This window comes from Bradyrhizobium oligotrophicum S58, from assembly GCF_000344805.1.
In the GTDB taxonomy this organism is placed as follows: Bacteria; Pseudomonadota; Alphaproteobacteria; order Rhizobiales; family Xanthobacteraceae; genus Bradyrhizobium; species Bradyrhizobium oligotrophicum.
Genome location: NC_020453.1, coordinates 3,404,813 through 3,428,011, shown reverse-complemented (window position 1 = coordinate 3,428,011; position 23,199 = coordinate 3,404,813). Strand labels below are relative to the sequence as shown.

Below are 23,199 nucleotides of genomic sequence, written 5' to 3'. Positions count from 1 at the left end.
CACAACGCAACTCAAGATCGGATTGCGGCCGTCCGCGGCATGGCCTCGGCTATTTGAGCGCGATCGCGGCCTTCGTCTCGGACAGCGTCTTGATCCGCTCCTTGAGCTCCTGCAGCGTGGCCAGGCTGGTCGCTACCGCATCGTCCGAGATGTCGCGCAGGACATCGCCGGCGATCGCATCGCGCAGACCGTCGAGATCGTCGACGAGCTGTCGTCCGGCCTCGGTGAGATGAAGGCGATTCGCGCGGCGATCCCTGGGATCGTGCCGGCGTTCCAGCAATCCCTGCTCCACCAGCCTGTCGAGCAGACGCACCAGCGAAATCGGCTGCAATTCCAGCACTTCTGCGAGATCGACCTGTGACATCCCCTCATGCGCGCGCAGCCGAAACAACACCACCCATTGCGCGCGGGTGGTGCCGCGCTGTTTGGCACGATGATCAATATAGTTGCGCAGAATGCGCGAGCTTTCGACAAGCTGCGTCACGAGCTGACGTCTCGCGTCCAGCGACATGGCCGTGAACTCCCTTGCGATCCCTCGAAGCTTGCCAATTGTTTAGGTTTGTCCACGCCCTCGTGTGTTTACACATTAATTGCGTGCGTACTATATCTGGCATGCTGGGAATGGTTTTAAAGACCGGTTATCCTGTTCGTCTCAGCATGTGGGCCAGCATGAAGACATCACGAGCCATTGGTTGGATCCTGCTGGTCGCGGCCCTCGGCGGCGCCGGCTATTACGGCTGGCAGCGCTATCAGGACGCTGATGCAGCGAAGAAGATTGCTGCACAAAAGTCGGCCCGGCCGCCCGCCGTTCGGGTCTCGGCCGTCCCGGTCGAGAAGACGGATTTCCCGGTCTTCCTCACCGGGCTCGGCACCGTGCAGGGCTTCAACACCGTCCAGGTCCGTACCCGCGTCGACGGCCAGATCGACAAGATCGCCTTCACCGAGGGCCAGCTCGTCAACGAAGGCGACCTGCTGGTCGAGATCGATCCGCGGCCGTTCCAGGCCGCACTCGACCAGGCCAAGGCCAAGCGCGCCCAGGACGAGGCCAATCTCAACAACGCCAATCTCGATCTGCAGCGCTTCACCAAGCTCGGCGAGTTCGCGACGCGGCAGCAGACCGACACCCAGCGCGCCACCGTGGCGCAGCTCACCGCGCAGATCGCCTCCGACGAGGCCGCGATCGCCAATGCCCAGACCCAGCTGAGCTACACCCAGGTCAAGGCGCCGATCTCCGGCGTGGCCGGCCTGCGCCAGGTCGACATCGGCAACATCGTCAACGCGTCGACCCAGACCGGCGTCGTCTCGATCGCGCAGATCGAGCCGATCGCGGTGATCTTCACCGCGCCCGAGGAGCAGCTGCCGTACATCAACGAGGCGCAGAAGGTCGCACCGCTGAAGGTGATCGCGTTCACCACCGACGGCAAGAAGCAGCTCGCCGAAGGCAAGCTCATGGTGGTGAACAACCAGGTCGACACGACCAGTGGAACAATCCGCCTGAAGGCGGTGTTCGACAACAAGGACCACGTGCTGTGGCCCGGGCAGTCGGTGTCGACGCGCCTGTTGGTGCGGACGCTGAAGGACGCCACGGTGGTTCCCGACGACGCGGTGCAGCACTCGACCAACGGCCTCTACGCCTACACCGTAAGCCCGGACAGCAAGGCCGAGCTGCGCAAGGTCAAGGTGGGCGTTTCGTTCGACGGCCGTACCGTCGTGGAAGACGGCCTCACGCCGGGGCAGCAGGTGATTACCGGCGGTCAGTTCAAAGTGCAGCCAGGATCGGTCGTGACCACCGCGGTGGCCAGCTCGGACCCGGCGCCAGCTAAGGTCCGGCAGGAATGAACGGCGGCGGCATCTCGGCACCCTTCATCAAATACCCCATCGGCACGTCGCTGCTGATGGCGGGCATCCTCTTCATCGGCCTCGTCGCCTATCCGCTGCTGCCGGTCGCGCCGCTGCCGCAGGTCGACTTCCCGACGATCCAGGTGACGGCCAACCTGCCGGGTGGAAGCCCGGAGACCATGGCGACGTCGGTCGCCCAGCCGCTGGAACGGCAATTCGCGCAGATTCCCGGCATCGCCCAGATGACCTCGACCAGCTACCTGGGCACCGCCGCGATCACGATCCAGTTCGACCTCAACCGCAACATCGACGGCGCCGCCAACGACGTCCAGGGCGCGATCAACGCCGCCTCCGGCCAGCTGCCGAAGAATCTCCCCTCGCCGCCCACCTACCGCAAGGTCAACCCGGCGGACTCGCCGATCCTGCTGCTGTCGGCCACTTCGGAGACGCTGCCGCTGACCACGGTCAGCGACGCGGTCGATGCGGGCCTCGCCCAGCAGATCAGCCAGATCGCGGGCGTCGCCCAGGTGATCATCGGCGGCCAGCAGAAGCCATCCATCCGCATCCAGATCGACCCGGCCAAGCTCGTCGCCAAGGGCCTGTCGATGGAGGACGTACGCAGCCAGATCGCGATCACCACGGTCGACGCGCCCAAGGGCAACATCGACGGCGAGCGGCGCGCCTACACGATCTACGCCAACGACCAGCTCACCGAGTCGAAGGACTGGAACGACGTCATCATCGCCTACCGTAACGGCGGTCCGCTGCGCATCCGCGACATCGGCAAGGCCGTGACGGCGGCCGAGGATGCCAAGCAGGCGGCCTGGGCCAACGGCCAGCGCGGCGTGTTCCTGGTGATCTTCAAGCAGCCGGGCGCCAACGTCATCGAGACCGTCGATCGCATCAAGTCGCTGCTGCCGCGGCTGGTCGCAGCGATCCCGCCCGCGATCAAGATCGACCTGATCTCCGACCGCACCACGACCATCCGCGCCGCGGTCGAGGACGTCCAGTTCACGCTGATCCTGACCATCTTCCTGGTGGTGATGGTGATCTTCGTCTTCCTGCGCAGCTTCTGGGCCACGGTGATCCCGACCATCACGGTGCCGCTGGCGCTGCTCGGTGCCTGCGCGATGATGTGGGGGGTCGGCTACACGCTCGACAACCTGTCGCTGATGGCACTGACGATCGCGGTGGGCTTCGTGGTCGACGACGCCATCGTGATGCTCGAGAACATCTCGCGCTACGTCGAGGAAGGCGAATCGCCGATGGCCGCCGCCTACAAGGGCGCCAAGGAGATCGGCTTCACCATCGTCTCGATCTCGATCTCGCTGGTCGCCGTGCTGATCCCGCTGCTGCTGATGGGCGGCATCATCGGCCGCCTGTTCCGCGAATTCGCGGTGACCTTGGCGATGACCATCTTCGTCTCGATGATCGTGTCGCTGACGCTGACGCCGATGATGGCGTCGCGCTTCCTGCGCAACGAGCACGCCGCCCAGCACGGCAAGTTCTACCAGTGGAGCGAGGCCGCGTTCGACGCGCTGCTGCGCGCCTACGAGAAGGGTCTCGATCTCGCCCTGCGCTGGAGACTCGTCACCCTGATGGTGTTCTTCGCCACGCTCGGCCTGTCGGTCTACCTGTTCATCCTGATCCCGAAGGGCTTCTTTCCGCAGCAGGACGTCGGCCTGATCACCGCGACCTCCGAAGCCTCGCAGGACATCTCGTTCCAGGCAATGCAGTCGCGCCAGGAGGCGCTGGCCAAGATCGTGATGGCCGATCATGACGTCGCCAGCATCGCCATGAACATCGGCGGCTCCGGCCGCGCCGGCAACAACGGCAACATGTTCATCACGCTGAAGCCGCGCGAGGAGCGCTCCGCGACGGCACAACAGATCATTGCGCGCCTCAGGCCGCAGCTCGAAAAGGTTGAGGGCGCGCGCCTCTACATGCAGGCGGCGCAGGACATCCGGCTTGGCGGCCGCCCGTCCCGCACCCAGTTCGAATTCACGCTGCAGGATCCCAATGTCGCCGAGCTCAACGAGTGGGCGCCCAAGGTCCTGGAGAAGATGCGCTCGCTGCCGCAGCTGCGCGACGTCGCCACCGACCAGCAGGCCGACGGCACCACCGTGCAGCTCGTCATCAACCGCGACACCGCCTCGCGCTATGGCATCTCGCCGCAGCTGATCGACGACACGCTCTATGACGCCTTCGGCCAACGGCAGGTCGCGCAGTACTTCACCCAGCTGAACTCCTATCGCGTGATCCTGGAGATCCTGCCCGAGCTGCAGGGCAATCTCGACACGTTGAACAAGCTCTATGTGAAGTCGCCGACGACCGGCGACCAGGTGCCGCTGTCCACCTTCGCCAGCTGGACCACGGTGCCCGTGCGGCCGCTGTCGATCAGCCACCAGGGCCAGTTCCCGTCGATCACGATCAGCTTCAACCTCGCCCAGGGCATCGCGCTCGGCCAAGCCACCGACGCGGTGCAGCGCGCCATGGTCGAGATCGGCGCGCCGTCGACGCTGAATTCGAGCTTCCAGGGCACGGCGCAGGCGTTCCAGCAGTCGCTGTCGACCGTGCCGCTCCTGATCCTCGCGGCCCTGGTCGTGGTCTATCTGATCCTCGGCATCCTCTACGAGAGCTACATCCATCCGATCACGATTCTGTCGACCCTGCCGTCGGCCGGTGTCGGCGCGCTCGCGATCCTGATGGCGTTCGGCTACGACTTCAGCCTGATCGCGTTGATCGGTGTCATTCTGCTGATCGGCATCGTGAAGAAGAACGGCATCATGATGGTCGACTTCGCCATCGCCGCCGAGCGCGACCAGCACCTCGCGCCGGAGCAGTCGATCCGCCAGGCCGCCCTGCTCCGCTTCCGCCCGATCATGATGACGACGATGGCGGCCTTGCTCGGCGGCGTGCCCCTGATGCTCGGCAACGGCACCGGCTCGGAGATCCGCCAGCCGCTCGGCTATGCGATGGTCGGCGGCCTGATCGTCAGCCAGATGCTGACCCTGTTCACGACGCCGGTGATCTATCTCTATCTCGACAAGGTCAACAACGCCTTCTCGCGCTGGGGCCGCGCACATATCGACCACGAGACCGAGGACGCGGCGCCCGGCCCGGTCAAGGAAGCGGCGGAATAGTCCGCCGCTCTTTGTCCCCTTTCACTGCCTTGCCATCTCGGCATTTCCGACGCTCTCACCATCGAGGCTCTGCTCGTTCTGCATCGTCACCGTGACGTGCGACAGCCGGCCGGTAAACTCGAACGGCGCCGTGTAGTCCGACACCGGGCTGCCGCGGTCGCGGCCGATGTCGAGTCCCGACCAGGAGATCAGCGTGTGGAAGGCGAGCTGCGTCGTCAGCACGCCCGCCTCCTCGCCATCGATCAGCAGCGTGTACTGGCTGATGCCGGTGCGCGCGCCTTTGGCCGGTTCGGCCTGCCGCCGCAGACGCTCGACGCGCAAGCCCAGGCGACGAATTCCCGGCGGCACCGGACGATTCGAGCTGACGATCTCGTGGCGGCCGCCGATGTTGAGATCGTGCACGAGATGGCCGTCCTTGACGTAGAGGCTGTAGCCGGAGGTGGCATCACCATGGGCGATAAGCACGCCATCCGCTCCCTCGGCATCGATCTCGACATGGGCCTCGATCAGATAGTCACGGCTGCGGACGTCGGGCGCGACGTCGGTCGGCACATGACCCATGCCGGCGTGGAACGTGAAGCGGGTGCGCGCGCCGTGGAAGCGCGCGGCGTTCTCGGCAAAACGTGGCCCGAAGCGGTCATCGAGCGGCAGCACCTGGTGCGCCTCCGCCTGCTCCCACCACAGCTTGACCAGCGCCGCGAGCCGCTCCGGCTGCTCGGCTGCGAGATCATGCGTCTCGGAGAAATCCTGCGCGAGGTGGAACAGCTCCCATTTGTCGTTGTCGAACGGCGTGCCAGAGGGATGAAAGGCGACCGCCTTCCAGCCGTCGTGCCAGAGGCCGCGATGGCCGAACATCTCGAAATATTGCGCGACCTGCTTCGACGGCGCCGCTGCATCAGCGATCGACGCGGCGAAGCTCACGCCTTCCAGCGGCATCTGTGGCACACCCGCGATCGTCGTCGGCGCATCGATGCCGATCAGGTCGAGCAAGGTCGGCACGAGATCGCAGGCATGGACGAACTGGTGGCGCAATTCGCCGCGCGCCGCGATCCGCTTCGGCCATGACAGGATGAAGGGATCGCGGATGCCGCCGCCATGGGTGTTCTGCTTGTAGCGCCGCAGCGGCGTGTTCGACGTCATGGCCCAGCCATGCGGGAAGTTGGAGTGCGTATCCGGCCCGCCGATGTCGTCGATGCGCGCGAGCTTCTCCGCGATCGGCTCCGGCTTGAAGTTGAACGGCCCCATGGCGTTGACAAAGCCGAGCGGCCCGCCCTCTTGGCTCGCGCCATTGTCGGACATCACGATGATCAGCGTGTCGTCGCGCTGGCCTGTTTTCTCCAGGAAGGCGAGCAGCCGCGCCAGATGCTGGTCGGCGTGATCGAGCATGCCGGCGAAAGCCGATTGCAGCCGGGTGAAGACGCGCCGCTCGTCGTCGGAATGCGCGTCCCAGGCCTTCACGCCGTCATTGCGCGGCGGCAGATCCGTATTCTCCGGCACCAGCCCCATCGCCTTCTGCCGCGCCAGACGCTGGGCGCGCTCGGCGTCCCAGCCATGGGCAAACACCGTATCGTAGCTCTCGATGATGTCGCGTGGCGCCTGGTGCGGCGCGTGGCAGGCGCCGAGCGCGAGCCAGGTCAGCCACGGCAATTCGGGCCGGTCGGCGGCGTGATCGGCGATGAAGCGGATGGCCTGGTCGACCAGATCGGAAGTCAAATGATAGCCGTCGGCGAAGCTGCCGGGCGGCGGAATGTGGGTGTTGTCGAGCACGAGCTCCGGCGCATATTGATCGGTCTCGGCGTCGAGGAAGCCGTAGAAGCGGTCGAAGCCGCGGCCAAGCGGCCAACCGTCGAACGGCCCGGTGGCGCCGCTCTCGGTCAGCGGCGTGACGTGCCACTTGCCGACCATGTAGTTGCGATAGGCATGGGCGCGCAGCATCTCGGCCAAGGTGCCCGCCTCGCGCGCGATCTTGCCGCGATAGCCGGGATAGCCGGAGTCGAAATTGGCGAGGCAGCCGACGCCGACCGAATGATGGTTGCGGCCGGTCAGCAGCGCCGCCCGCGTCGTCGAGCACATCGCCGTGGTGTGGAAGCCGGAATAGCGCAGGCCCTGCGCCGCCAGCGCGTCGATCGCGGGAGTGCGGATCGACGAGCCGTAGCAGCCGAAATCGGAGAAGCCGACGTCGTCGAACAGCACGACCAGGATGTTCGGCGCTCCCTTCGGAGGCTGCTGCGGCGCCGGCCACCACGGTTTGGAGCCGGCAATGGTCCTGCCGATCGTGCCGCCGAATGCGGGCTCGCTCATGGCTCGTCCTCCCCTGTCGCTCGCGTCAGTCGCCCGTGTGTCCCGGCACTGACGTCCGTGAGCTTGTTGTTTTTTGCGCATCTGCAGCCGCCCTCCGCCGGGCCGCCTGGGCGCGCTTGCCCGGAATGATAATCATAATTATGATTTTTATTCCAGACGGAGATATCGATGCCCCAGCGGATTTCGCCGGTCGACCTGCCCGGCGTCACGCCTTCGCGGCAGCAGCGCAGCCGCGAGACGACACTCGCCCTGCTCGCAGCCGGCGCGGAGCTGCTGTGCACGCGCGGCCTCGCGGAGCTGTCGATCAGCGAGCTCTGCGCGAAGATCGGGGCGACCGTCGGCGCCTTCTACAGCCGGTTCGACAGCAAGGAGGCCTATTTCAACGCCCTGCTCGCGCTCACCCTGCGCGACGGCCGGGAGCAGTTGTTGACGCCGCCGCCGGCCGATCCCGCGGCCAGGAGCGACCTGGACCAACGCTGCCGCCTGCTGGTCCGCGGCATCGTGCTCTGGATGCGCCAACACAAAGGCGTGCTGCGCGCTGCCCTCCAGCGCAGCGAGCATGGGCCGAACAACTGGAGCGGCTTCAAGGACCTCGCGCAGGCGCTGTCGGAGCGTGCAACGATGGTTCTGCTGCCCGCCATGCGCGGCACCGCCACGGCCGGCCGCCGGGCCGCAGCCACGGCGGCCGAGAAGCGCACCGTCGCCTTCGGCATTCAGGTGGTGCTCGGCACGCTCGTGAACGCCATCCTCAACGACCCCGGCCCGCTGTCGATCGACGATGACGAGATCGCGGACCGGCTCGGCGCCTGCCTGCTCCTGCTGCTGCGCGCCGGCCCGGACCCCACGCGCCCTGCGGCGCCGCGCAAGTCCGGCGCGGGCCGAGTCCGGCGATAGGACGCCCGGCCAGCCGGCGCCGACCCGGGGGCCCCGCACACTGCCACAGCACGTTGGAAATCCGTCATCCAGCGGCTTGCCAAAGCCTGAGACATGCGGGTAGAAGGACGCGTCGTCGCCGCCGCGATTTGCGCGCCGGCTCGCACAACGATGCCAGACAATTCGGCAATTGGTTGAATTTGCTCGGCATTCCGTTGGGGAATGGTGTAACGGTAGCACAACAGACTCTGACTCTGTTTGTCTTGGTTCGAATCCAGGTTCCCCAGCCAGCTCTGACTTCGGCTTGCCCATAATCCAGAGCTACCGCGCCATATCGGAACGGGCACGGCAAAACCATGGGCCGAAGCCCAGCTCCCCTCCACCACCGCGCGATGATCAGGGCCGGCAGAGCCTCGCGCCCATGCGTCGTTCCACCCAGGACAGGTAGCCTTCCGACCGCGCCATGACCTGCGCGCGGGACAAGCCGAACTGCTCGAGCGTGTAGACGTGCTTGAAACGGCGGCTGATGGAATCCGTCTTCAAGTGCCTCCTCATGAGGTTCTCGAACTCGGCCGTGCAGTCGTAGCCGAACTTTGCATAGACCGCACGGACGGTTGCGATCGGATCCTTGATCAAATCGTCAAACACGACGTCGACGAAACGGTCCGAACGCGCCTCCTCGTCGGCCTGCATCATCCCGGCCATGGACTGTTCGAACAGCTCCAGCATCCGCTGACCGAGATCAGGAAAATCGATGCGAGGCGTATAGGCGATCTGCAGCTGCGCGATCAGGCTGGCGAGCGCCGGAATGATCTGGCAGGGATCTCTGTGCAGCCGAACGATCCGCGCATCGGGAAAGCTCTTGAACAGCACCGGAAGGAAGTGGGCATGCGCCAGGGACTTGCTGACCCAGTGGCCGCCGCGATGAAACAGCTGCAGGTGCTGAACCTGACGTCGGTAGCCTGCACAGAGCACATCGAGCTGGGACGGACTTAGACCCCGAAACCATTGCCAGTAGTCCGGCGATCTGAGCCCGAGGATCATGTGCTGCGGTCCGTGCCACATCATGAGCTGGCACTCCTCGGGAGCCTGCACGGCGAACTCATGGATCTTGTGCAGATCCGGCATCACGGCCGACCGGAACTCGGACTGCGAGCGAAGCCGGCCGATCCGTGGATCCGTCTCGTAGGTCTCCGGCCGAGGCGGTGGCGATGGCTCCTGCAGCTCCCAAAGTCGCGGCGCCCGCGCCCGCGGGTCGAGCGCGAGCAGGTGATGCAGGAAGGTGCTCCCGGTCCGGCCGAAACCGACGAGAAACAGAGGTCTTGCAATGGGAACGTCGACGATCTCAGGGAAATCGGCCAGATCCTGCTCGAACCGGACGTACCGTTCGACCCAGCCATAGATGTAGTGGCTGGCCATGTACCGGCCGAGGTCGTCGTAAGACGGATCTCGCGCGATCGAACGCGCCAGGCACCTGATCCCTTCAAGATGGAGATCGCTGTCCGCGCCGAGCGACAACGGCCCGAGGCGACGTTGCGCGAGGTCGAGTTGTTGATCGACGTCCAGCAGTTTGCTTGCGCCGAGTTCGCGGTCCAGCGAGAGCAGCCTGGTCAGGAGCTGTGCAGACCTCGGCGAGCGCTGCTCTGGAGCGACGACGATCGTTTCGTCGGAATCGACTTTCCGGCGACGCATGGAACGCTTCCTTGGAGGCGGATGATGCGCGCATGCTAGCGAACGGGCTGCCCGATCACAACGCTGCCCGACCGCAACAAACGCGCCCCCGCTTGAACCTTGAATACGACGGCTGCTGCGCGCCGATGAAGCCGTTCTGCGGGTCAGCGCGACCCGCACAGCGCCCCATCACAACGTCGCCAGCGTGCGCCGGATCACGGAATTAACCTGCCATTCACCACGATCCTCAGCCGGCCGGAACGAAGCAATTTGCTTCAAATTGTCTGGTCAGGGAGACGGGACATGACCAAGCTGACGGATCTCGAAGACCAGATCGAGCGGGCCGAGCGGCTCGAGCGGAGCATCACCGACACGTTGACCATCGAACGGCTGCGCCAGTTCGCGGCGGAGTGCCGGCGCGAGCGCGAGCGGCTGTCGCAGCACCGCCACGCGGCCTGAAGCGTCCGATCGGCCGCCGCCGTAGTCCGGCAGTGGCGGCTCACGAGCACGTCGTCACCATGTTGGTGCAGAGCTGCCGGGTCCAGCCGATGCCCTTCTTGACGCGGATCCTGGCAAAGTCGCCGAAGCAGCCGAGCAGTTCGACCGCCTGATCCCCGCTCGCATGCGGATCGAGCTTCGCGCTCGAGGCGGCATGATCGCGATAAATCACCGCGCCGTTCTGCAGGCCACTGGCCCCCACCACGCCCCGATGCACGAAGCCCCTGCCCTGGAAGATCACGTTTTCCTTGCCCTGATCGACGTCGATCAGAACGGCCCGGTCGATCTCGAACCAGTCGCCCTGCTGCGCGGTGAGGTGCACGACGATCCAGCCGTCGCTGCTCGGATTCTTCATGGCCTTGACGATGCTGCCGCCAGGCTCGGCACGGACATTGGCGCCGTTCGGATCGCGGTCGGTGATGTCGACCTCGACGTTGCAGGCCGCACGATCAGACGCAGGCGCAGCCACCGCGCTGGACGCCGCGAGCAACGCGCTCAGCAAAAGAATTCTCATCAGCATCAGGCGATCACCGGGCCTCGGATTCGTCACGCATTGGTCGTGCCGAGGGCGCCAAAGTTCAACGCGCAAAATCCTCGACGTCGTAGCGCCTCTCATATCGGCAGAACGCCGCGATGGTGACGTCGGCGGCTCACAAGGTGATATGCTTGCAAAGCTCGGACACATGGTCGCCAGCGACGACATGCGTCATGCAGAGCGCGCACGCGCCCTGCTCCGGAGCTCACCAGAAAGCGCTCGTCACATGCGTGAACGTCCCTCGTCCCGCCTGCTCGTCATCGATCCCGACGGCAGGCTCCTGCTGTTCAAATTCGTTCACCTCGCCGGCGCGTTGACCGGACAGCAGTTCTGGGCGACGCCGGGTGGCGGGCTCGATCCGGGCGAGAGCTATGGGGCCGCGGCGTGCCGGGAGATGTTCGAAGAGACCGGGATCCGAATCGACGATGCCGGGCCACAGATCGCCCGGCGATCGGTCACGTTCACGCTGGTGGACGGCGAGCAGGTCAGCTCGGACGAGCGCTACTTTCTCATCAAGGTCGGCAGCGCCGACATCTCATCGACGCATTGGACCGAGCTCGAGCGCGCCGCCATCGCCGCACAGCGCTGGTGGCACCAGGCAGAACTCTCGGCGACGAGCGATCAGGTCTATCCCGAGGACATCGTCGAGATGCTCAGGCGCGCAGGCGTCTGGTGAAGCGATCCGCGCGTTACAGACGTCCGCCGGCGAGCGCGGCGGCGCGCGGCCGGCCGATATCGTCGATCGCGCTGGGCATCGGCGCGACCGGAAAGATCGCATTGATCTGGCCCGTACCCGACGATGGGAAGAACGGCGTCACCACCTCGACGCCACGGTCGTAATGGTTCCAGCCGAGCGCGCCGAGCAGCATGGCGGTGTCGTGCATGAAGCCCTCGCCGTGGCCCTTGCTGGCATATTCGGGCAGCATGTCGCAGAAATCCGGCCACTCGCCGTGCTCCCACATCTGGATCACCTCGTGATCGAGCCGCTCCAGGAACGGGCTGAACATCCGGTCGCGATATTCGTCGGCGGTGCCGTTCTGGGCAAAGCGGTGGCTCAGCGAACCCGACGCGAAGAACGCCACCGTGCCCTCGTAGTGATCCTCGACCGCGCGGCGGAATGCCCAGCCGAGCTTGGCGCTGTCGGCGAGATAATGCGAGGTGCACAGCGCCGAGACCGAGACCACCTTGAAGTGGCGGTCGGCGTTCATGTAGCGCATTGGCACCAAGGTGCCGTATTCCAGCGCCAGCGAGGTCGCCGCATGCGCCATCGTGGTGATGCCATGTGCATTGGCGCCGTCCGCCAGGATGCGGCCGAGCTCCGGATTGCCGTCATACGCATAAGTCATGTTGGCGATGAAGTGCGGCAGCTCGTTCGAGGTGTAGAGCCCTTCGAAATGCGGCGCGCAGTTGATGTGATAGCCGGCATTCACCAGCCAATGAGTGTCGAACACGACGATGGTGTCGACGCCGGCCTCGCGGCAACGCCGGCCGATCTCGAGGTGGCCGTCGATCGCCGGCTGCCGCTTGCCCTTGGCTGGGCCATCCAGCTCGCTGAGATACATCGACGGCACATGCGTGATCTTGGCCGCCAGCGCGAGCTTGCCCATCGTCTCGTCTCCCTTTCGATCGTCCCCGGTCCGGCATCGCCGACCGTCTGCTTGACCGATAGATTAGCCGGACGGCCCGGTGAAAAAAAGGGCCGCGAGTGCGGCCCTTCGTCGGCATCCAGGCCGTCGGCTGTCCCATGATCATGGGACAGCGCGGCGGGCTCCAGAACGCAACGCCGGCTCAGGCCGCCTTGATGTCGATGGTCTTGGCAGACTTCTGCACCTCCGGCTTCTTCGGCAGGGAGACCTTGAGCACCCCCTGCTTGAACACCGCCTCGATCTTGTCGGTGTCGACGCCGTCGGGGATCTGGAAGGAACGTTCGAACGATCCGAAGCTGCGCTCACGGACGTAATAGTCCTTCTTCTTCTCCTCCTTGTCCTCCTGCTTCTCGCCCCTGATCGACAGCACGCCGTTGGCGACTTTCACCTCGACGTTCTTCTCGTCGAGCCCCGGCAGCTCGGCCGAGACCTCATAGGCGTTGGCGTGTTCGGCAACGTCGACCGCCGGCGCCACGGCAAAGGACCGCGCCCGCGCCAGGCTCGGCAACGAATCGAACAGCGACGGCGTGCGCCAGATTCCGCCGTGGAAGTCCTCGAACACGCGATCGATCTCGCGGCGCAGGTTCTCGAACGGCCGCCATCCCTGCACGGATGGCGCGTTGGCATTCTCGGTATTGACGGGCAGCTTGGTGGGTTCAGCCATGACTTCATCCTCCTGCTTCACGCGAGGATCGTTCTCTGGCGGCATGGGCGCGACCATTGCGTTCGACGAGATCGGCCGGCATCCGCCCCCTCGCGCTTGACGCGAAGACTATAACCGGCCGCCAGGAATTCCAGATTGACCGCGATCAAATCCCCGCGCGGCCGGGGAGCCACCGGCGGCCGGACTGGCACATAGGCGCAGCGTTCCCCGATCCGGGCCAACATCCGAAGCAGCCTTAAAGATGGTGAATCGAACGTAAATCGGATCGGCTCGTGCGATGGTTTAGCGCAGGACGCAGAAAGCGTTATGCCCCAATGCGTTACGTCGCTTTGAGAAGCCGCTTTCGCGACCCGGCGAACAGGCCTTGAATCGCACCGGCGGGCGCTGAGGGCCCCTCAACTGTGAGCCGCTTAACAAATTTTCCAGTCCCTGCAGAGAAGGTGTCAGCTCAACACATCACCACAGGTTTCATGACCGTGACATCCTTCGGACGCGTGATCTCGGTGCGAGGCTCCCTGGCCCGCGTCGGCATTCTGTCGACCCAGCAGATGACCGTCTCCGATGTCCGCGCGACGGTCGGCCGTTTCATCAGCATTCGCTGCCCGAGCGCCACGATCATCGCGATCATCACCGAGGTCACCAGCGAAGACCTCTCGCAGGCCAGCGAATACGTCGCGACGGCGTCGGTGGACCTGCTCGGCGAGATTCTCGGGCCCGCCGACCGGCCCAAGTTCCAGCGCGGCGTCACGCATTATCCGACCATCGGCGACGCGGTCGAGATGATCACCAGCCAGGAGCTGCGCACGATCTACACGCCGACGGCGGGAGACCACATCGACATCGGCGCGCTGCAGCAGGACACCACGGTGCGGGCCTGCGTCAATGTCGAGGAAATGCTGTCGAAGCACTTCGCCGTGCTGGGATCGACCGGCGTCGGCAAATCCACCGGCGTCTCGCTGCTGCTCAACGAGATCCTCAAGGCCCGGCCGAACCTGCGCATCTTCCTGCTCGACGTCCACAACGAATATGGCCGCTGCTTCGGCGAGCGCGCGCTGGTGCTGAACCCGCGCAATCTGAAGCTGCCGTTCTGGCTGTTCAATTTCGAGGAGATCGTCGACGTCCTGTTCGGCGGCCGGCCCGGCGTGCCGGAAGAGCTCGACATCCTCGCCGAGGTCATTCCGCTGGCCAAGGGCATCTACACCCAGTACCAGAACACGGACCGCATCGGGCTGAAGCGCGTCGATCCCAAGACCGTCGGCTACACGGTCGATACGCCGGTGCCCTATCGCCTCGTCGACCTGATCAACCTGATCGACGAGCGCATGGGCAAGCTCGAGAACCGCTCCTCGCGCATCATCTATCACAAGCTGATCTCGCGCATCGAGACCGTGCGCAACGACCCGCGCTACGCCTTCATGTTCGACAACGCCAATGTCGGCGGCGACACCATGGCCGAGGTCATCAGCCATCTGTTCCGCCTGCCCGCCAACGGCCGGCCGATGACAGTGATGCAGCTCGCCGGTTTCCCGGCCGAGGTGGTCGATTCCGTCGTGTCGGTGGTGTGCCGCATGGCGTTCGATTTCGGGCTGTGGAGCGATGGCGTCTCGCCGCTGCTGTTCGTCTGCGAAGAAGCCCACCGCTACGCCTCCGCCGACCGCTCGATCGGCTTCGGGCCGACCCGCAAGGCGATCTCGCGCATCGCCAAGGAAGGCCGCAAATACGGCGTCTATCTCGGCCTGATCACCCAGCGGCCGGCCGAGCTCGACGCCACCATCATCTCCCAGTGCAACACGCTGTTCACGATGCGCTTGGCCAACGAGCGCGACCAGTCGCTGCTGCGCTCCGCGGTCTCGGACGCCGCCGCCAACCTGCTGTCCTTCGTGCCCTCGCTCGGCACCCGCGAAGTGCTGGCCTTCGGCGAAGGCGTCGCGCTACCGACCCGGCTGCGCTTCAAGGAGGTGCCGCTGCATCAACTGCCGCGCAGCGAAGCGACGATCGCGACCGTCCGCTCCGTCAATGCCGGACACGACATGCATTTCGTCAGCGCCGTGCTGGAACGCTGGCGCGGCGCGACCTCGAGCCGCGATGCCGCGAGCGGCGACGGCGGCGCCAGCAGTCTCGGAGATCGCGGCGCGATGTCCGCCTCGCTGGACGCGCCGATGCTGCAGCCGTCGATGGGTCTCGACCCCGACCGCTTCTCGCTGCTGAAGAAGCCGCTGCGCTGAGCGGCGGCGAGTTCCTGTCGAAGCCGGGGAACCAGCTCCAGCTACCCCAGCCCAACATACCCCATCTTCGGCCGAATCGATTGTAAGCTAATGATTATCTTCCTATCTAAACGACATGACTTCTGCCCAGACGATCCAATCGGAATTCGGACTTCTCATCGCCCGCCTCGCGCGGCTATGGCGACGTGAGGCCGATCGGGCGCTGGTGGATCACGGCCTGTCGCAGGCCACCGCCCACCCGCTCCGCGCCTTGGCCAGACACGGCAGGCGGAACAACGCCGGCATTCGCCAGGGCGCCCTGGCCGAGGACGTCGGCATCGAAGGCCCCTCGCTGGTCCGTTTGATCGACCTGCTGCAGACCGAGCAGCTGGTGGAACGACGCGAGGATCCCACCGACCGCCGCGCCAAGACACTGCATCTGACCGCGAAGGGCGAAGCGAAGGCCGATGAGATCGAGGGGGTGCTGCGGCGGGTGAGAGGCTTTCTGCTGAAAGACATCTCGCCGGAGGACCTCGCGGTTGCCTACGACGTTTTGCATCGCATCGAGCAGCGCATGAAGCGGCTGCACGAAGCCGCGCCGGTCGATCCTGGTGCCTCATGCCGGACATGACGTCATTTTCGGTGCGGGGCCCGGACCTCGCATTCTCACTCAAGACGTTCGGCGCGGCCATGCTGGCGCTGCTGATCGCGCTGTGGATCGACCTGCCCCGGCCATATTGGGCGATGGCGACCGTCTACATCACGTCGCAGCCGCTGGCGGGCGCAACGGCGTCGAAGGCGTTCTACCGCGTGCTCGGAACGCTCGCCGGAGCCGCGGCCTCCGTTGCGATCGTGCCCAATTTCGTCAATGCACCGGAGCTGCTCTGCCTCGTGGTGGCGCTGTGGACCGGCGCCTGCCTTTACGTATCGCTGCTCCACCGCACACCCCGCAGCTACCTGTTCATGCTGGCGGGCTACACGCTCGCGCTGATCGGTTTTCCGGCCGTCACCGACCCCGGCAGCATCTTCGATGTCGCGGTGGCGCGGTCGCAGGAGATCACGCTCGGCATCGTCTGCGCCACGCTGGTGTCGACGATCGTCTTTCCGCGCAGTGCTGCGCCGGCGGTCGCGGCCAAGGTCGACAACTGGCTCCGGGATGCACGCCGCCTGAGCCGCGACGTGCTGCTCGGACAAGGCGGCACCTGGGACGACCGGGCCCGCCGTCTCGGCCTCGCCGCCGAGGCGCTCGAGATCGACACGCTCGCCACGCATCTCGCCTTCGACCGGCTGGCCGATCACAATGCCGTTCGCGGCTTGCGGGCGCTGCGGCTGCACATGCAGCTGCTGCTCCCGCTGCTCGGCTCGGTTCACGACCGTCTGGCCGCTCTCGAGGGACACATTGCGCCACAGCTGGCAGAACTGCTGCAGCGCTTGGCCCGCTGGATCGTGGACGAAACCCACCATCGCGAGCCGGCCGCGCAGCTCCGCGGCGCCATCGCGGCGCTGCAGCCCTCCCTTCACGCAGAATCGTCCTGGGAGCAGATCGTCACGGCAAGCCTGCTGATCCGGCTGCGCGAGCTGGTCGACATCTCCGATGACTGCCGCACCCTCAGTGTCGCGATCGCGGCGGACCAGGACACATCGGACGTTCCACTCGCCTTGCGGACCGAGGAAGGCATCGCCCCGGCGCGGCACCGCGATCACGCGCTGGCTTTGTGGTCGGCCGCGGGCGTGGTGGTCGCCATCCTGGTCTGCTGCGCGTTCTGGATCGCGACAGGATGGACCGACGGCGCCTCGGCGCCGATGATGGCCGCGGTCGCCTGCTCGTTCTTCGCCGCCCAGGATGATCCTGCGCCCAGCATCGTCCGTTTCGCGGCGTGGTCGCTGGTCGCCATCGTGATCGATGCGGTGTACCTGTTCGCGATCATTCCAGCGATCTCCGACGTCGAGATGCTGATCGCCAGCTTGGCGCCGGCCTTTCTGCTGTTCGGCATCCTGATCGCGCGTCCCCGGACGACCCCGATCGGCATGGCGCTCGGCGCCAATGGCGCGACCTTGCTGGCGCTGCAGTCGACCTATGCCGCGGACTTCCAGAGCTACGCCAATTCGGCGATCGCGTTCATGGTCGGGATGATCGCCGCGGTGGTCCTCACCCGCCTGGTGCGCTCGGCGCGCGCCGAATGGATCGCGCAGCGGCTGCTCCGCTCCAGCTGGGAAACGCTGGCGCTCACCGCGGAGCGGCGCGGTCACCACGATCGCGCGGCCTTCGTCGGTCTGATGCTGGATCGCCTCGGCCTGCTCGCACAACGCTTCGCGTCGATCCCCGAGGATGATCGCCGCACCCTCGACAATCTCGGCCAGATCCGGGTCGGCCTCAACATCATCGACCTCCGCCGCGCGCGTCACAGCCTGACTGCCGCGACCTTGGCCGCCATCGACGCGATGCTCGACCGGCTCGCGGCTGCGTGCCGAGTTCAGCCGGCGCGGCCGATGGCGCCGGCATTGCTCGCCTCGATCGATGCCGCATTGGCCAGGACGCTCGATGAGCCGAAGGCGCAGGCGCAGGAAGATGCGCTGATCGGCCTCGTCGGCATTCGCATGGGGCTGTTCCCGGCTGCGCCGGCCTACCCGGCTGGCGAAGCCGATCTGCGGAGTCTCGTGGCATGAGGTACGAGATCGACCTGGCCGGCGTGCTCGTTCCGTCGCTGCTGCTGTGGCTCGTGCTGGCCTATGGCGCGTCACGGCTCCTCGGCGCAGGCCTGCAGCGGACCGGCTTCTATCGCCTGGTCTGGCATCGCGCGCTGTTCGATTTTGCGCTGTTCATCTGCCTTCTCGGAGGCGTCGTCTATCTCTCAGCGGAGCTGCTCTCGTGAGAAACATGATCGGCCTGCTCGGCCGCGTCGCGATGACGCTCGCCGCCCTGGCTCTCGCCATCGTGGTGGGCTTCTTTCTCTGGGGCTACTACATCAAGGCGCCCTGGACCCGCGACGGCCGCGTGCGCGCCGACATCGTCCAGGTCGCGCCCGACGTGTCGGGCTTCGTGACCGAGGTGCTGGTGCGCGACAACCAGCCGGTGCATCAGGGCGACGTGATTTTCAGGATCGACCGCGCCCGCTTCAAGCTCGCTTTGCAGCAGGCCGACGCGGTCGTGGCCGGCCGGCTCGCAACCCTCAACCAGGCCAATGCCGACCTCAACCGCTACCAGTCGCTGACCACCGAGGCCGTGTCGCAACAGAAGCAGGAACAGGTGTTCGCTACGCAGCAGCAGGCGCAGGCCTCCTATGATCAGGCGCTGGCGGACCAGGCGGTCGCCAAGCTCAATCTCGACCGCAGCGAGGTGCATGCCCCAGTCAACGGCGTCATCACCAACATGGATCTGCGTCCTGGGACCTATGTCAGCGCGGGCAAAGGCGTCATGGCGCTGGTCGATACCGATACGCTGCACGTCGAAGGCTATTTCGAGGAGACCAAGCTGCCGCGCATCCGCATCGGCGCGCCGGTACGGATCCGCCTGATGGGGACCGGGCAGCAGCTGACCGGGCATGTCGAGAGCGTCGCTGCCGGCATCGAGGATCGCGACCGCGCCGAGGGCGCAAGCCTGCTCGCCAATGTCAATCCGACCTTCAACTGGGTGCGGCTGGCGCAGCGCGTTCCCGTGCGCATCGCGCTCGACGACGTACCGGAGCGCAGCGAGCTGGTCGCGGGCCGCTCCGCCACCGTAGAGGTGTTGAACTGAGCTGGACCCGTTGCGCCCTCGCCGCGATCGACTAAGGTTCGCTCCCTGACACGCCATCCCGGACCCGTTGCCATGACGCAAGCTCCCATCAGCCGCTTCCCCGTCCCCGCGATCGACGCGCTGCCCGAGGACATCCGCACGCGGCTGCTCGGCGTGCAGGAGAAGAGCGGTTTCGTGCCGAACGTCTTCCTGACGCTGGCGCATCGGCCGGACGAATTCCGCGCCTTCTTCGCCTATCACGACGCGCTGATGGACAAGGACGGCGGCCTGAGCAAGGCCGAGCGCGAGATGATCGTGGTGGCGACATCGAGCGCCAACCAGTGCCAGTATTGCGTGATCGCGCATGGCGCGATCCTGCGCATCCGCGCCAAGAATCCGCTGATTGCCGATCAGATTGCCGCCAACTACCGCAAGGCGGACATCACGCCGCGGCAGCGCGCCATGCTCGACTTCGCGATGAAGGTCGCGCTGCAGGCGCAGACCGTCGGCGATGCCGATTTCACGGCGCTGGCCGGCCACGGCTTCAGCGACGACGACATCTGGGACATCGCCGCGATCGCAGCGTTCTTCGCGCTGTCCAACCGGATGGCCAACGTCACCGGCATGCGCCCCAATGACGAGTTCTATCTGATGGGGCGGCTGCCGAAGGCGACGTGAGGCGATCAGTCGTCCGACGCCGGCCCGCACCAGCCGGGCAGATAGACCGCATCATGGCTCTTGGCCAGCGCCAGCGCGTGCTCCATGGCCGCGGCGAAATGCGTCTCGACCGTCTTGCGCTTGACCTTGCGGCGCAGGAAGTCGGCCCACAGGAACTCGCTGAACGGCGTGGTGTCCTTGGCAAAGCCTCCAGCCCGGCGCAGCTCGCCGGCGAGGCTGCGGAACGGATCGTCCTTCAGATCCGCCACCGACTTGGGCAGGTCCTTGAAATGCCGCCGCTCGCCCTTGGAGTCATAGGGATAGACCCAGCGCTTGTTGTCCATCACGCCCCAGAACGCGTCGCGATCGACCATCGTGAGATCGCCGATCACGGTGACCAGCACGTCCTTGACGCCCTCGTCATGGAGCGCGCGGGCCAGGTGATGGTGGTCGACCACGTAGTGCCGCTTGTCCGGTCCGAGCACGACCGGGATCATGTGCTTGCCGAGCAGCTCGGCCTGCTTCTTGGTGGATTTGTGCTCGCGCCAGCGCTCGCGCTTCTCCTTCACCTCGCGCATGCCGACCGTCATCTGCGTCGGCCGCAGCGACGTGATCGGCACGGGATGCAGCAGCGGCTCCCTTGTATTGGCCATGCGTGAGCTCCGATGAATCACGAACGATACCGTTCGCAGGCCGGCATTATGCCACGTCTGGCCGGCTATTGCAGCGCATCCGAAACCCGGCGGCCGTGGCCGGTTCCAACACGGGCCCGACGTGCGCCGAGCGGACACATCCAGAGAGCGAGGCACGCTCCTGATGCAGCCCGGCCATGGCAAAGTTTCTTTGTGAGAGGTTGCGCCCGCGTGCTAAGAAGGAGCATCGGAGTCGAGCATGAAGACCCAGCGCCCCATTGCAGCGGAGGAAGAGCATCGCGTGGTGCCGTTCCGGCCCCGCAACGGTCCGGCGCGGCGCGTGGCCGAGGGCGGCAGTCCGCCCATCCCGCTGCACCGGCGCGAGCCGGCGCCGCTCGACCTCTCCCGCTATGAGCAGCCGCGCGAGGAGCCCGACGATTTCCGCCACCGCATCCTGGCCAACATCGCCGCCATCGCCTTCACGGTCGCGCTGACCGCCATCGGCATCTGGCTGGCGATGAGCATTGCGGATCTGCGCAAGACCCAGGATTGCCTCCTGACCGGACGGCGCGACTGCGCCCGCCTCATCACCGAGACCTACACGCCCTGAGCCGCTGCGGGCTGCGGCGGAGCCGCGGCTGACAGCGTATCACAATCCCGCCACAACCGCCGTGTCCGGCTCCATTGAACTCACCGCGGCGCTCCGATATACGGGCACACGACTCCTCGGCGACGGGGGTAAAAGGGCGCGCATCAGACGCCCCCGGGGGCGCGGTGTCCTCTCGTCGCCCCACATCGGATTAGTTCCAAAATATCAAAGGCTTAGTGATGTCCTCAACATTCGATCAGGTCGCCACGATCATCGCTGAAACCTGCGACATCCCGCGCGACACGATCACGCCGGATAGCCATGCCATCGACGATCTGGGCATCGACAGCCTCGATTTCCTCGATATCGCTTTCGCGATCGACAAGGCCTTCGGCATCAAGCTCCCGCTTGAGAAGTGGACGCAGGAAGTCAACGACGGCAAAGCCAGCACCGAGCAGTATTTCGTGCTGAAGAACCTGTGCGCCCGCATCGACGAGCTGGTCGCAGCCAAGGGCGCCTGAGCGCCCGCCATGCAGATCGAATACTTCCTGCTCATCGACCGCATTCTCGACCTTAGACTGGACGAGAAGACCATCACCGTCGAAGCCAAGGTTCCTACCGAGAGCACGATCTTCGAAGGACATTTTCCGGGCTATCCGATCATGCCCGGCGTTCTCCTGATCGAGTCCATGGCACAGACGTCCGGCTGGCTGCTGCTCGCGCTGATGAAGTTCGAGCGGATGCCGTTCCTTGCCGCCGTGAAGGAAGCCAAGATGCGCGGCTTCGTCTCGCCCGGCGAGGTGCTGACCGTCGAGGCCAACGTGCTGCATGAGGGGTCCGGCTACGCCATCACCGAAGCGCGCGTGAAGGTCGATGGCAAGCTGCGCTCCAACGCGACGCTCACCTTCAGCCATGTCCCCTTCCCCAATCCGGAGCTGCGCGGACACATGGACGCCGTGGCCGAGCGCGTCGGCTTTCCGCAACAGGCCTTGCAGCGATGAATGAGACAGCCGTGACCTCCGAGCCCGTCGAAGTCTGGATCACCGGTATCGGCCTTGCCACCTCGCTCGGCGAGGGACTCGACGCGAACTGGGAAGCCCTGAACTCAGGCCAGATCAATGTCGATGAGCAGGGTTTCGCGCCCTACATCGTGCATCCCTGGGCCAAGGTGAATCTGGAAGCGCAGATCCCCAAGAAGGAACAGCGCCAGATGGAGGCCTGGCAGCGCATCGGCACCTATGCCGCCGGGCTTGCGCTGGATTCCGCCGGCCTCAAGGGCAACAAGGACATCCTGTCCCGGATGGACATGATCGTCGCCGCCGGTGGCGGCGAGCGCGACATCTCCGTCGATACCGCGATCCTCAACGCCGAAGCGCAGGGCAACTGCACGCCCGGCTTCCTCAACGACCGGCTGATGAGCGACCTGCGCCCCACTCTGTTCCTGGCGCAACTGTCGAACCTGCTCGCCGGCAACATCGCGATCTCGCACGGCGTGTGCGGCACCTCGCGCACCTTCATGGGCGAAGAGGTCGCCGGCGTCGACGCCTTCAAGATCGCGCTCGCGCGCATCGCCGGCGGCCAGAGCGACATCGCGCTGATCGGCGGCTCGCACAATGGCGAGCGCAAGGACCTGCTCGTGCTGTACGAGTTCGGCGACTACAACCTGAAGAACGAGTTCAAGCCGGTCTGGGCCCGCCAGGACCATCCGGGCTTCGCGCTCGGATCGGCCGGCGCATTCCTGGTGCTGGAATCCAAGCCGCATGCCGAGGCACGCGGGGCCAGGCCGCTCGCGCGACTGAGCAAGGTCGTCGCCGACCGTGCCCGCCGCAAGGAAGCCGGCGCCGTCACCGGAACGCTGGACCGGCTGTGGTCGGCGCTCGACGTCCATGAGACGCCCGGCGCGATCATCACGGGCGCGACCGGCGCCGAGCCCGTGACGTCGGAGGAGCGTGCGTTCCTCGATCATCACAAGTCGTTCGCGGTACGCTCGAGCGGGACCCGCTTCGGCCATACGATGGAGGCGCACTTCGCCCTCGGTCTTGCGCTCGCAGCGCTCTCGATCTCGCGCGGTGCCCTGTTCGCACCGGGCGACTCCTCGGGCGTCGAGCGCGAGATGAAGGAGGCTCCGACCCAGATCGTCGTGGTCGGTGCCGGCCATTACCGCGGCGAAGGCATGGCCTTGGTCGAAGCAGTCAAGTGAACGCGGCACGGCCTAGAGAGACGCGACGGGGG

General features: G+C 65.8%; 22 protein-coding genes and 1 tRNA gene. 16 read left to right on the top strand and 7 right to left on the bottom strand.

Annotated elements, in window-relative coordinates; translation table 11 throughout:
* Positions 1 to 49: 49 nt before the first annotated feature.
* Positions 50 to 511 carry a MarR family winged helix-turn-helix transcriptional regulator gene (locus tag S58_RS14795; RefSeq protein ID WP_015666140.1) on the bottom strand — a complete coding sequence of 154 codons (462 nt, stop codon included), beginning with the start codon at positions 509 to 511 and terminating at the stop codon, positions 50 to 52.
* A gap of 158 nt (positions 512 to 669) precedes the next feature.
* Here S58_RS14795 and S58_RS14790 point away from each other — a divergent pair, with 158 nt between their 5' ends.
* Complete coding sequence (locus S58_RS14790) at positions 670 to 1,839, top strand: efflux RND transporter periplasmic adaptor subunit (RefSeq protein ID WP_015666139.1); 1,170 nt, start codon at positions 670 to 672, stop codon at positions 1,837 to 1,839.
* Complete coding sequence (locus S58_RS14785; RefSeq protein ID WP_015666138.1) at positions 1,836 to 4,982, top strand: efflux RND transporter permease subunit; 3,147 nt, start codon at positions 1,836 to 1,838, stop codon at positions 4,980 to 4,982. The genes S58_RS14790 and S58_RS14785 overlap by 4 nt, the downstream gene beginning before the upstream one ends.
* A 21-nt stretch (positions 4,983 to 5,003) precedes the next feature.
* Here the strand turns inward: S58_RS14785 and S58_RS14780 are convergent, their stop codons facing one another.
* Entirely contained in the window at positions 5,004 to 7,283 is a 2,280-nt protein-coding gene (locus tag S58_RS14780; protein ID WP_015666137.1) for an arylsulfatase, read from the bottom strand.
* A 168-nt stretch (positions 7,284 to 7,451) separates the two neighbouring features.
* Between S58_RS14780 and S58_RS14775 the strand changes: the two genes are divergently transcribed.
* Together S58_RS14775 and S58_RS14770 are read left to right on the top strand one after the other, a co-directional pair.
* Positions 7,452 to 8,177, top strand: a complete 726-nt coding sequence (locus tag S58_RS14775; protein ID WP_015666136.1) for a TetR/AcrR family transcriptional regulator — start codon at positions 7,452 to 7,454, stop codon at positions 8,175 to 8,177.
* A 195-nt stretch (positions 8,178 to 8,372) separates the two neighbouring features.
* Positions 8,373 to 8,446: transfer RNA gene (locus S58_RS14770), tRNA-Gln, on the top strand.
* Between the two features lie 106 nt (positions 8,447 to 8,552).
* Here the strand turns inward: S58_RS14770 and S58_RS14765 are convergent.
* On the bottom strand, positions 8,553 to 10,007 hold the full coding sequence (locus S58_RS14765) for a sulfotransferase family protein (RefSeq protein WP_244440768.1): 1,455 nt from the start codon (positions 10,005 to 10,007) through the stop codon (positions 8,553 to 8,555).
* Between the two features lie 123 nt (positions 10,008 to 10,130).
* On the opposite strand from S58_RS14765, the gene S58_RS38405 reads away from it, so the two are divergent.
* Entirely contained in the window at positions 10,131 to 10,286 is a 156-nt protein-coding gene (locus tag S58_RS38405) for a hypothetical protein (RefSeq protein ID WP_015666134.1), read from the top strand.
* 40 nt (positions 10,287 to 10,326) lie between these two features.
* Here the strand turns inward: S58_RS38405 and S58_RS14760 are convergent, their stop codons facing one another.
* The gene (locus tag S58_RS14760) at positions 10,327 to 10,845 is read right to left on the bottom strand and encodes a hypothetical protein (RefSeq protein WP_015666133.1); all 519 of its coding nucleotides are present in this window, start codon (positions 10,843 to 10,845) and stop codon (positions 10,327 to 10,329) included.
* 241 nt (positions 10,846 to 11,086) lie between these two features.
* Between S58_RS14760 and S58_RS14755 the strand changes: the two genes are divergently transcribed.
* The gene (locus S58_RS14755; protein ID WP_015666132.1) at positions 11,087 to 11,536 is read left to right on the top strand and encodes an NUDIX hydrolase; all 450 of its coding nucleotides are present in this window, start codon (positions 11,087 to 11,089) and stop codon (positions 11,534 to 11,536) included.
* A 13-nt stretch (positions 11,537 to 11,549) separates the two neighbouring features.
* Here the strand turns inward: S58_RS14755 and hpaD are convergent, their stop codons facing one another.
* Both hpaD and S58_RS14745 read right to left on the bottom strand, forming a co-directional pair.
* A complete protein-coding gene (hpaD, locus tag S58_RS14750; protein ID WP_015666131.1) occupies positions 11,550 to 12,467 on the bottom strand; it encodes a 3,4-dihydroxyphenylacetate 2,3-dioxygenase in 918 nt (305 codons plus the stop codon).
* Between the two features lie 181 nt (positions 12,468 to 12,648).
* Positions 12,649 to 13,170 (bottom strand): Hsp20/alpha crystallin family protein, encoded by a 522-nt coding sequence (locus tag S58_RS14745; protein WP_015666130.1) that lies wholly within the window; start codon positions 13,168 to 13,170, stop codon positions 12,649 to 12,651.
* Between the two features lie 470 nt (positions 13,171 to 13,640).
* Between S58_RS14745 and S58_RS14740 the strand changes: the two genes are divergently transcribed.
* The 6 genes from S58_RS14740 to S58_RS14715 all read left to right on the top strand — a co-directional run bounded on the left by S58_RS14740 (position 13,641) and on the right by S58_RS14715 (position 19,767).
* On the top strand, positions 13,641 to 15,395 hold the full coding sequence (locus tag S58_RS14740; RefSeq protein ID WP_015666129.1) for an ATP-binding protein: 1,755 nt from the start codon (positions 13,641 to 13,643) through the stop codon (positions 15,393 to 15,395).
* 115 nt (positions 15,396 to 15,510) lie between these two features.
* Positions 15,511 to 16,005: a MarR family winged helix-turn-helix transcriptional regulator gene (locus tag S58_RS14735; protein WP_015666128.1), complete on the top strand. Its 495-nt coding sequence runs from the start codon at positions 15,511 to 15,513 to the stop codon at positions 16,003 to 16,005.
* Positions 15,993 to 18,041 (top strand): FUSC family protein, encoded by a 2,049-nt coding sequence (locus S58_RS14730; protein ID WP_042339501.1) that lies wholly within the window; start codon positions 15,993 to 15,995, stop codon positions 18,039 to 18,041. Before S58_RS14735 ends, S58_RS14730 begins: the two co-directional genes overlap by 13 nt.
* Positions 18,038 to 18,247 carry a DUF1656 domain-containing protein gene (locus S58_RS14725; protein WP_015666126.1) on the top strand — a complete coding sequence of 70 codons (210 nt, stop codon included), beginning with the start codon at positions 18,038 to 18,040 and terminating at the stop codon, positions 18,245 to 18,247. Before S58_RS14730 ends, S58_RS14725 begins: the two co-directional genes overlap by 4 nt.
* 5 nt (positions 18,248 to 18,252) lie before the next feature.
* Positions 18,253 to 19,110: an efflux RND transporter periplasmic adaptor subunit gene (locus S58_RS14720; RefSeq protein ID WP_144058510.1), complete on the top strand. Its 858-nt coding sequence runs from the start codon at positions 18,253 to 18,255 to the stop codon at positions 19,108 to 19,110.
* 72 nt (positions 19,111 to 19,182) lie between these two features.
* Positions 19,183 to 19,767: a peroxidase-related enzyme gene (locus S58_RS14715; RefSeq protein WP_015666124.1), complete on the top strand. Its 585-nt coding sequence runs from the start codon at positions 19,183 to 19,185 to the stop codon at positions 19,765 to 19,767.
* Positions 19,768 to 19,772: 5 nt separating this feature from the next.
* Here S58_RS14715 and S58_RS14710 read toward each other — a convergent pair whose 3' ends face one another.
* Positions 19,773 to 20,399 (bottom strand): ParB-like protein, encoded by a 627-nt coding sequence (locus S58_RS14710; RefSeq protein WP_015666123.1) that lies wholly within the window; start codon positions 20,397 to 20,399, stop codon positions 19,773 to 19,775.
* A gap of 238 nt (positions 20,400 to 20,637) precedes the next feature.
* On the opposite strand from S58_RS14710, the gene S58_RS14705 reads away from it, so the two are divergent.
* The 4 genes from S58_RS14705 (at position 20,638) to S58_RS14690 (ending at position 23,167) form a co-directional block, all read left to right on the top strand.
* Positions 20,638 to 20,988, top strand: coding sequence for a hypothetical protein (locus S58_RS14705; RefSeq protein WP_015666122.1), 351 nt, complete (start codon positions 20,638 to 20,640; stop codon positions 20,986 to 20,988).
* Between the two features lie 218 nt (positions 20,989 to 21,206).
* Positions 21,207 to 21,488 carry an acyl carrier protein gene (locus tag S58_RS14700; protein WP_006609130.1) on the top strand — a complete coding sequence of 94 codons (282 nt, stop codon included), beginning with the start codon at positions 21,207 to 21,209 and terminating at the stop codon, positions 21,486 to 21,488.
* A 9-nt stretch (positions 21,489 to 21,497) separates the two neighbouring features.
* Positions 21,498 to 21,968, top strand: a complete 471-nt coding sequence (locus S58_RS14695) for a 3-hydroxyacyl-ACP dehydratase FabZ family protein (protein WP_015666121.1) — start codon at positions 21,498 to 21,500, stop codon at positions 21,966 to 21,968.
* Positions 21,965 to 23,167: a beta-ketoacyl-ACP synthase gene (locus S58_RS14690; protein WP_015666120.1), complete on the top strand. Its 1,203-nt coding sequence runs from the start codon at positions 21,965 to 21,967 to the stop codon at positions 23,165 to 23,167. The genes S58_RS14695 and S58_RS14690 overlap by 4 nt, the downstream gene beginning before the upstream one ends.
* The last annotated feature ends 32 nt before the right edge of the window (positions 23,168 to 23,199 follow it).

Bases quoted from the DNA above. Each gene is read 5' to 3' on its own strand.
- S58_RS14795 (WP_015666140.1), bottom strand. From the start codon at position 511: ATGTCGCTGGACGCGAGACGTCAGCTCGTGACGCAGCTTGTCGAAAGC.
- S58_RS14790 (WP_015666139.1), top strand. From the start codon at position 670: ATGAAGACATCACGAGCCATTGGTTGGATCCTGCTGGTCGCGGCCCTC.
- S58_RS14785 (WP_015666138.1), top strand. From the start codon at position 1,836: ATGAACGGCGGCGGCATCTCGGCACCCTTCATCAAATACCCCATCGGC.
- S58_RS14780 (WP_015666137.1), bottom strand. From the start codon at position 7,283: ATGAGCGAGCCCGCATTCGGCGGCACGATCGGCAGGACCATTGCCGGC.
- S58_RS14775 (WP_015666136.1), top strand. From the start codon at position 7,452: ATGCCCCAGCGGATTTCGCCGGTCGACCTGCCCGGCGTCACGCCTTCG.
- S58_RS38405 (WP_015666134.1), top strand. From the start codon at position 10,131: ATGACCAAGCTGACGGATCTCGAAGACCAGATCGAGCGGGCCGAGCGG.
- S58_RS14760 (WP_015666133.1), bottom strand. From the start codon at position 10,845: ATGCTGATGAGAATTCTTTTGCTGAGCGCGTTGCTCGCGGCGTCCAGC.
- S58_RS14755 (WP_015666132.1), top strand. From the start codon at position 11,087: ATGCGTGAACGTCCCTCGTCCCGCCTGCTCGTCATCGATCCCGACGGC.
- hpaD (WP_015666131.1), bottom strand. From the start codon at position 12,467: ATGGGCAAGCTCGCGCTGGCGGCCAAGATCACGCATGTGCCGTCGATG.
- S58_RS14745 (WP_015666130.1), bottom strand. From the start codon at position 13,170: ATGGCTGAACCCACCAAGCTGCCCGTCAATACCGAGAATGCCAACGCG.
- S58_RS14740 (WP_015666129.1), top strand. From the start codon at position 13,641: ATGACCGTGACATCCTTCGGACGCGTGATCTCGGTGCGAGGCTCCCTG.
- S58_RS14735 (WP_015666128.1), top strand. From the start codon at position 15,511: ATGACTTCTGCCCAGACGATCCAATCGGAATTCGGACTTCTCATCGCC.
- S58_RS14730 (WP_042339501.1), top strand. From the start codon at position 15,993: ATGCCGGACATGACGTCATTTTCGGTGCGGGGCCCGGACCTCGCATTC.
- S58_RS14725 (WP_015666126.1), top strand. From the start codon at position 18,038: ATGAGGTACGAGATCGACCTGGCCGGCGTGCTCGTTCCGTCGCTGCTG.
- S58_RS14720 (WP_144058510.1), top strand. From the start codon at position 18,253: ATGATCGGCCTGCTCGGCCGCGTCGCGATGACGCTCGCCGCCCTGGCT.
- S58_RS14715 (WP_015666124.1), top strand. From the start codon at position 19,183: ATGACGCAAGCTCCCATCAGCCGCTTCCCCGTCCCCGCGATCGACGCG.
- S58_RS14710 (WP_015666123.1), bottom strand. From the start codon at position 20,399: ATGGCCAATACAAGGGAGCCGCTGCTGCATCCCGTGCCGATCACGTCG.
- S58_RS14705 (WP_015666122.1), top strand. From the start codon at position 20,638: ATGAAGACCCAGCGCCCCATTGCAGCGGAGGAAGAGCATCGCGTGGTG.
- S58_RS14700 (WP_006609130.1), top strand. From the start codon at position 21,207: ATGTCCTCAACATTCGATCAGGTCGCCACGATCATCGCTGAAACCTGC.
- S58_RS14695 (WP_015666121.1), top strand. From the start codon at position 21,498: ATGCAGATCGAATACTTCCTGCTCATCGACCGCATTCTCGACCTTAGA.
- S58_RS14690 (WP_015666120.1), top strand. From the start codon at position 21,965: ATGAATGAGACAGCCGTGACCTCCGAGCCCGTCGAAGTCTGGATCACC.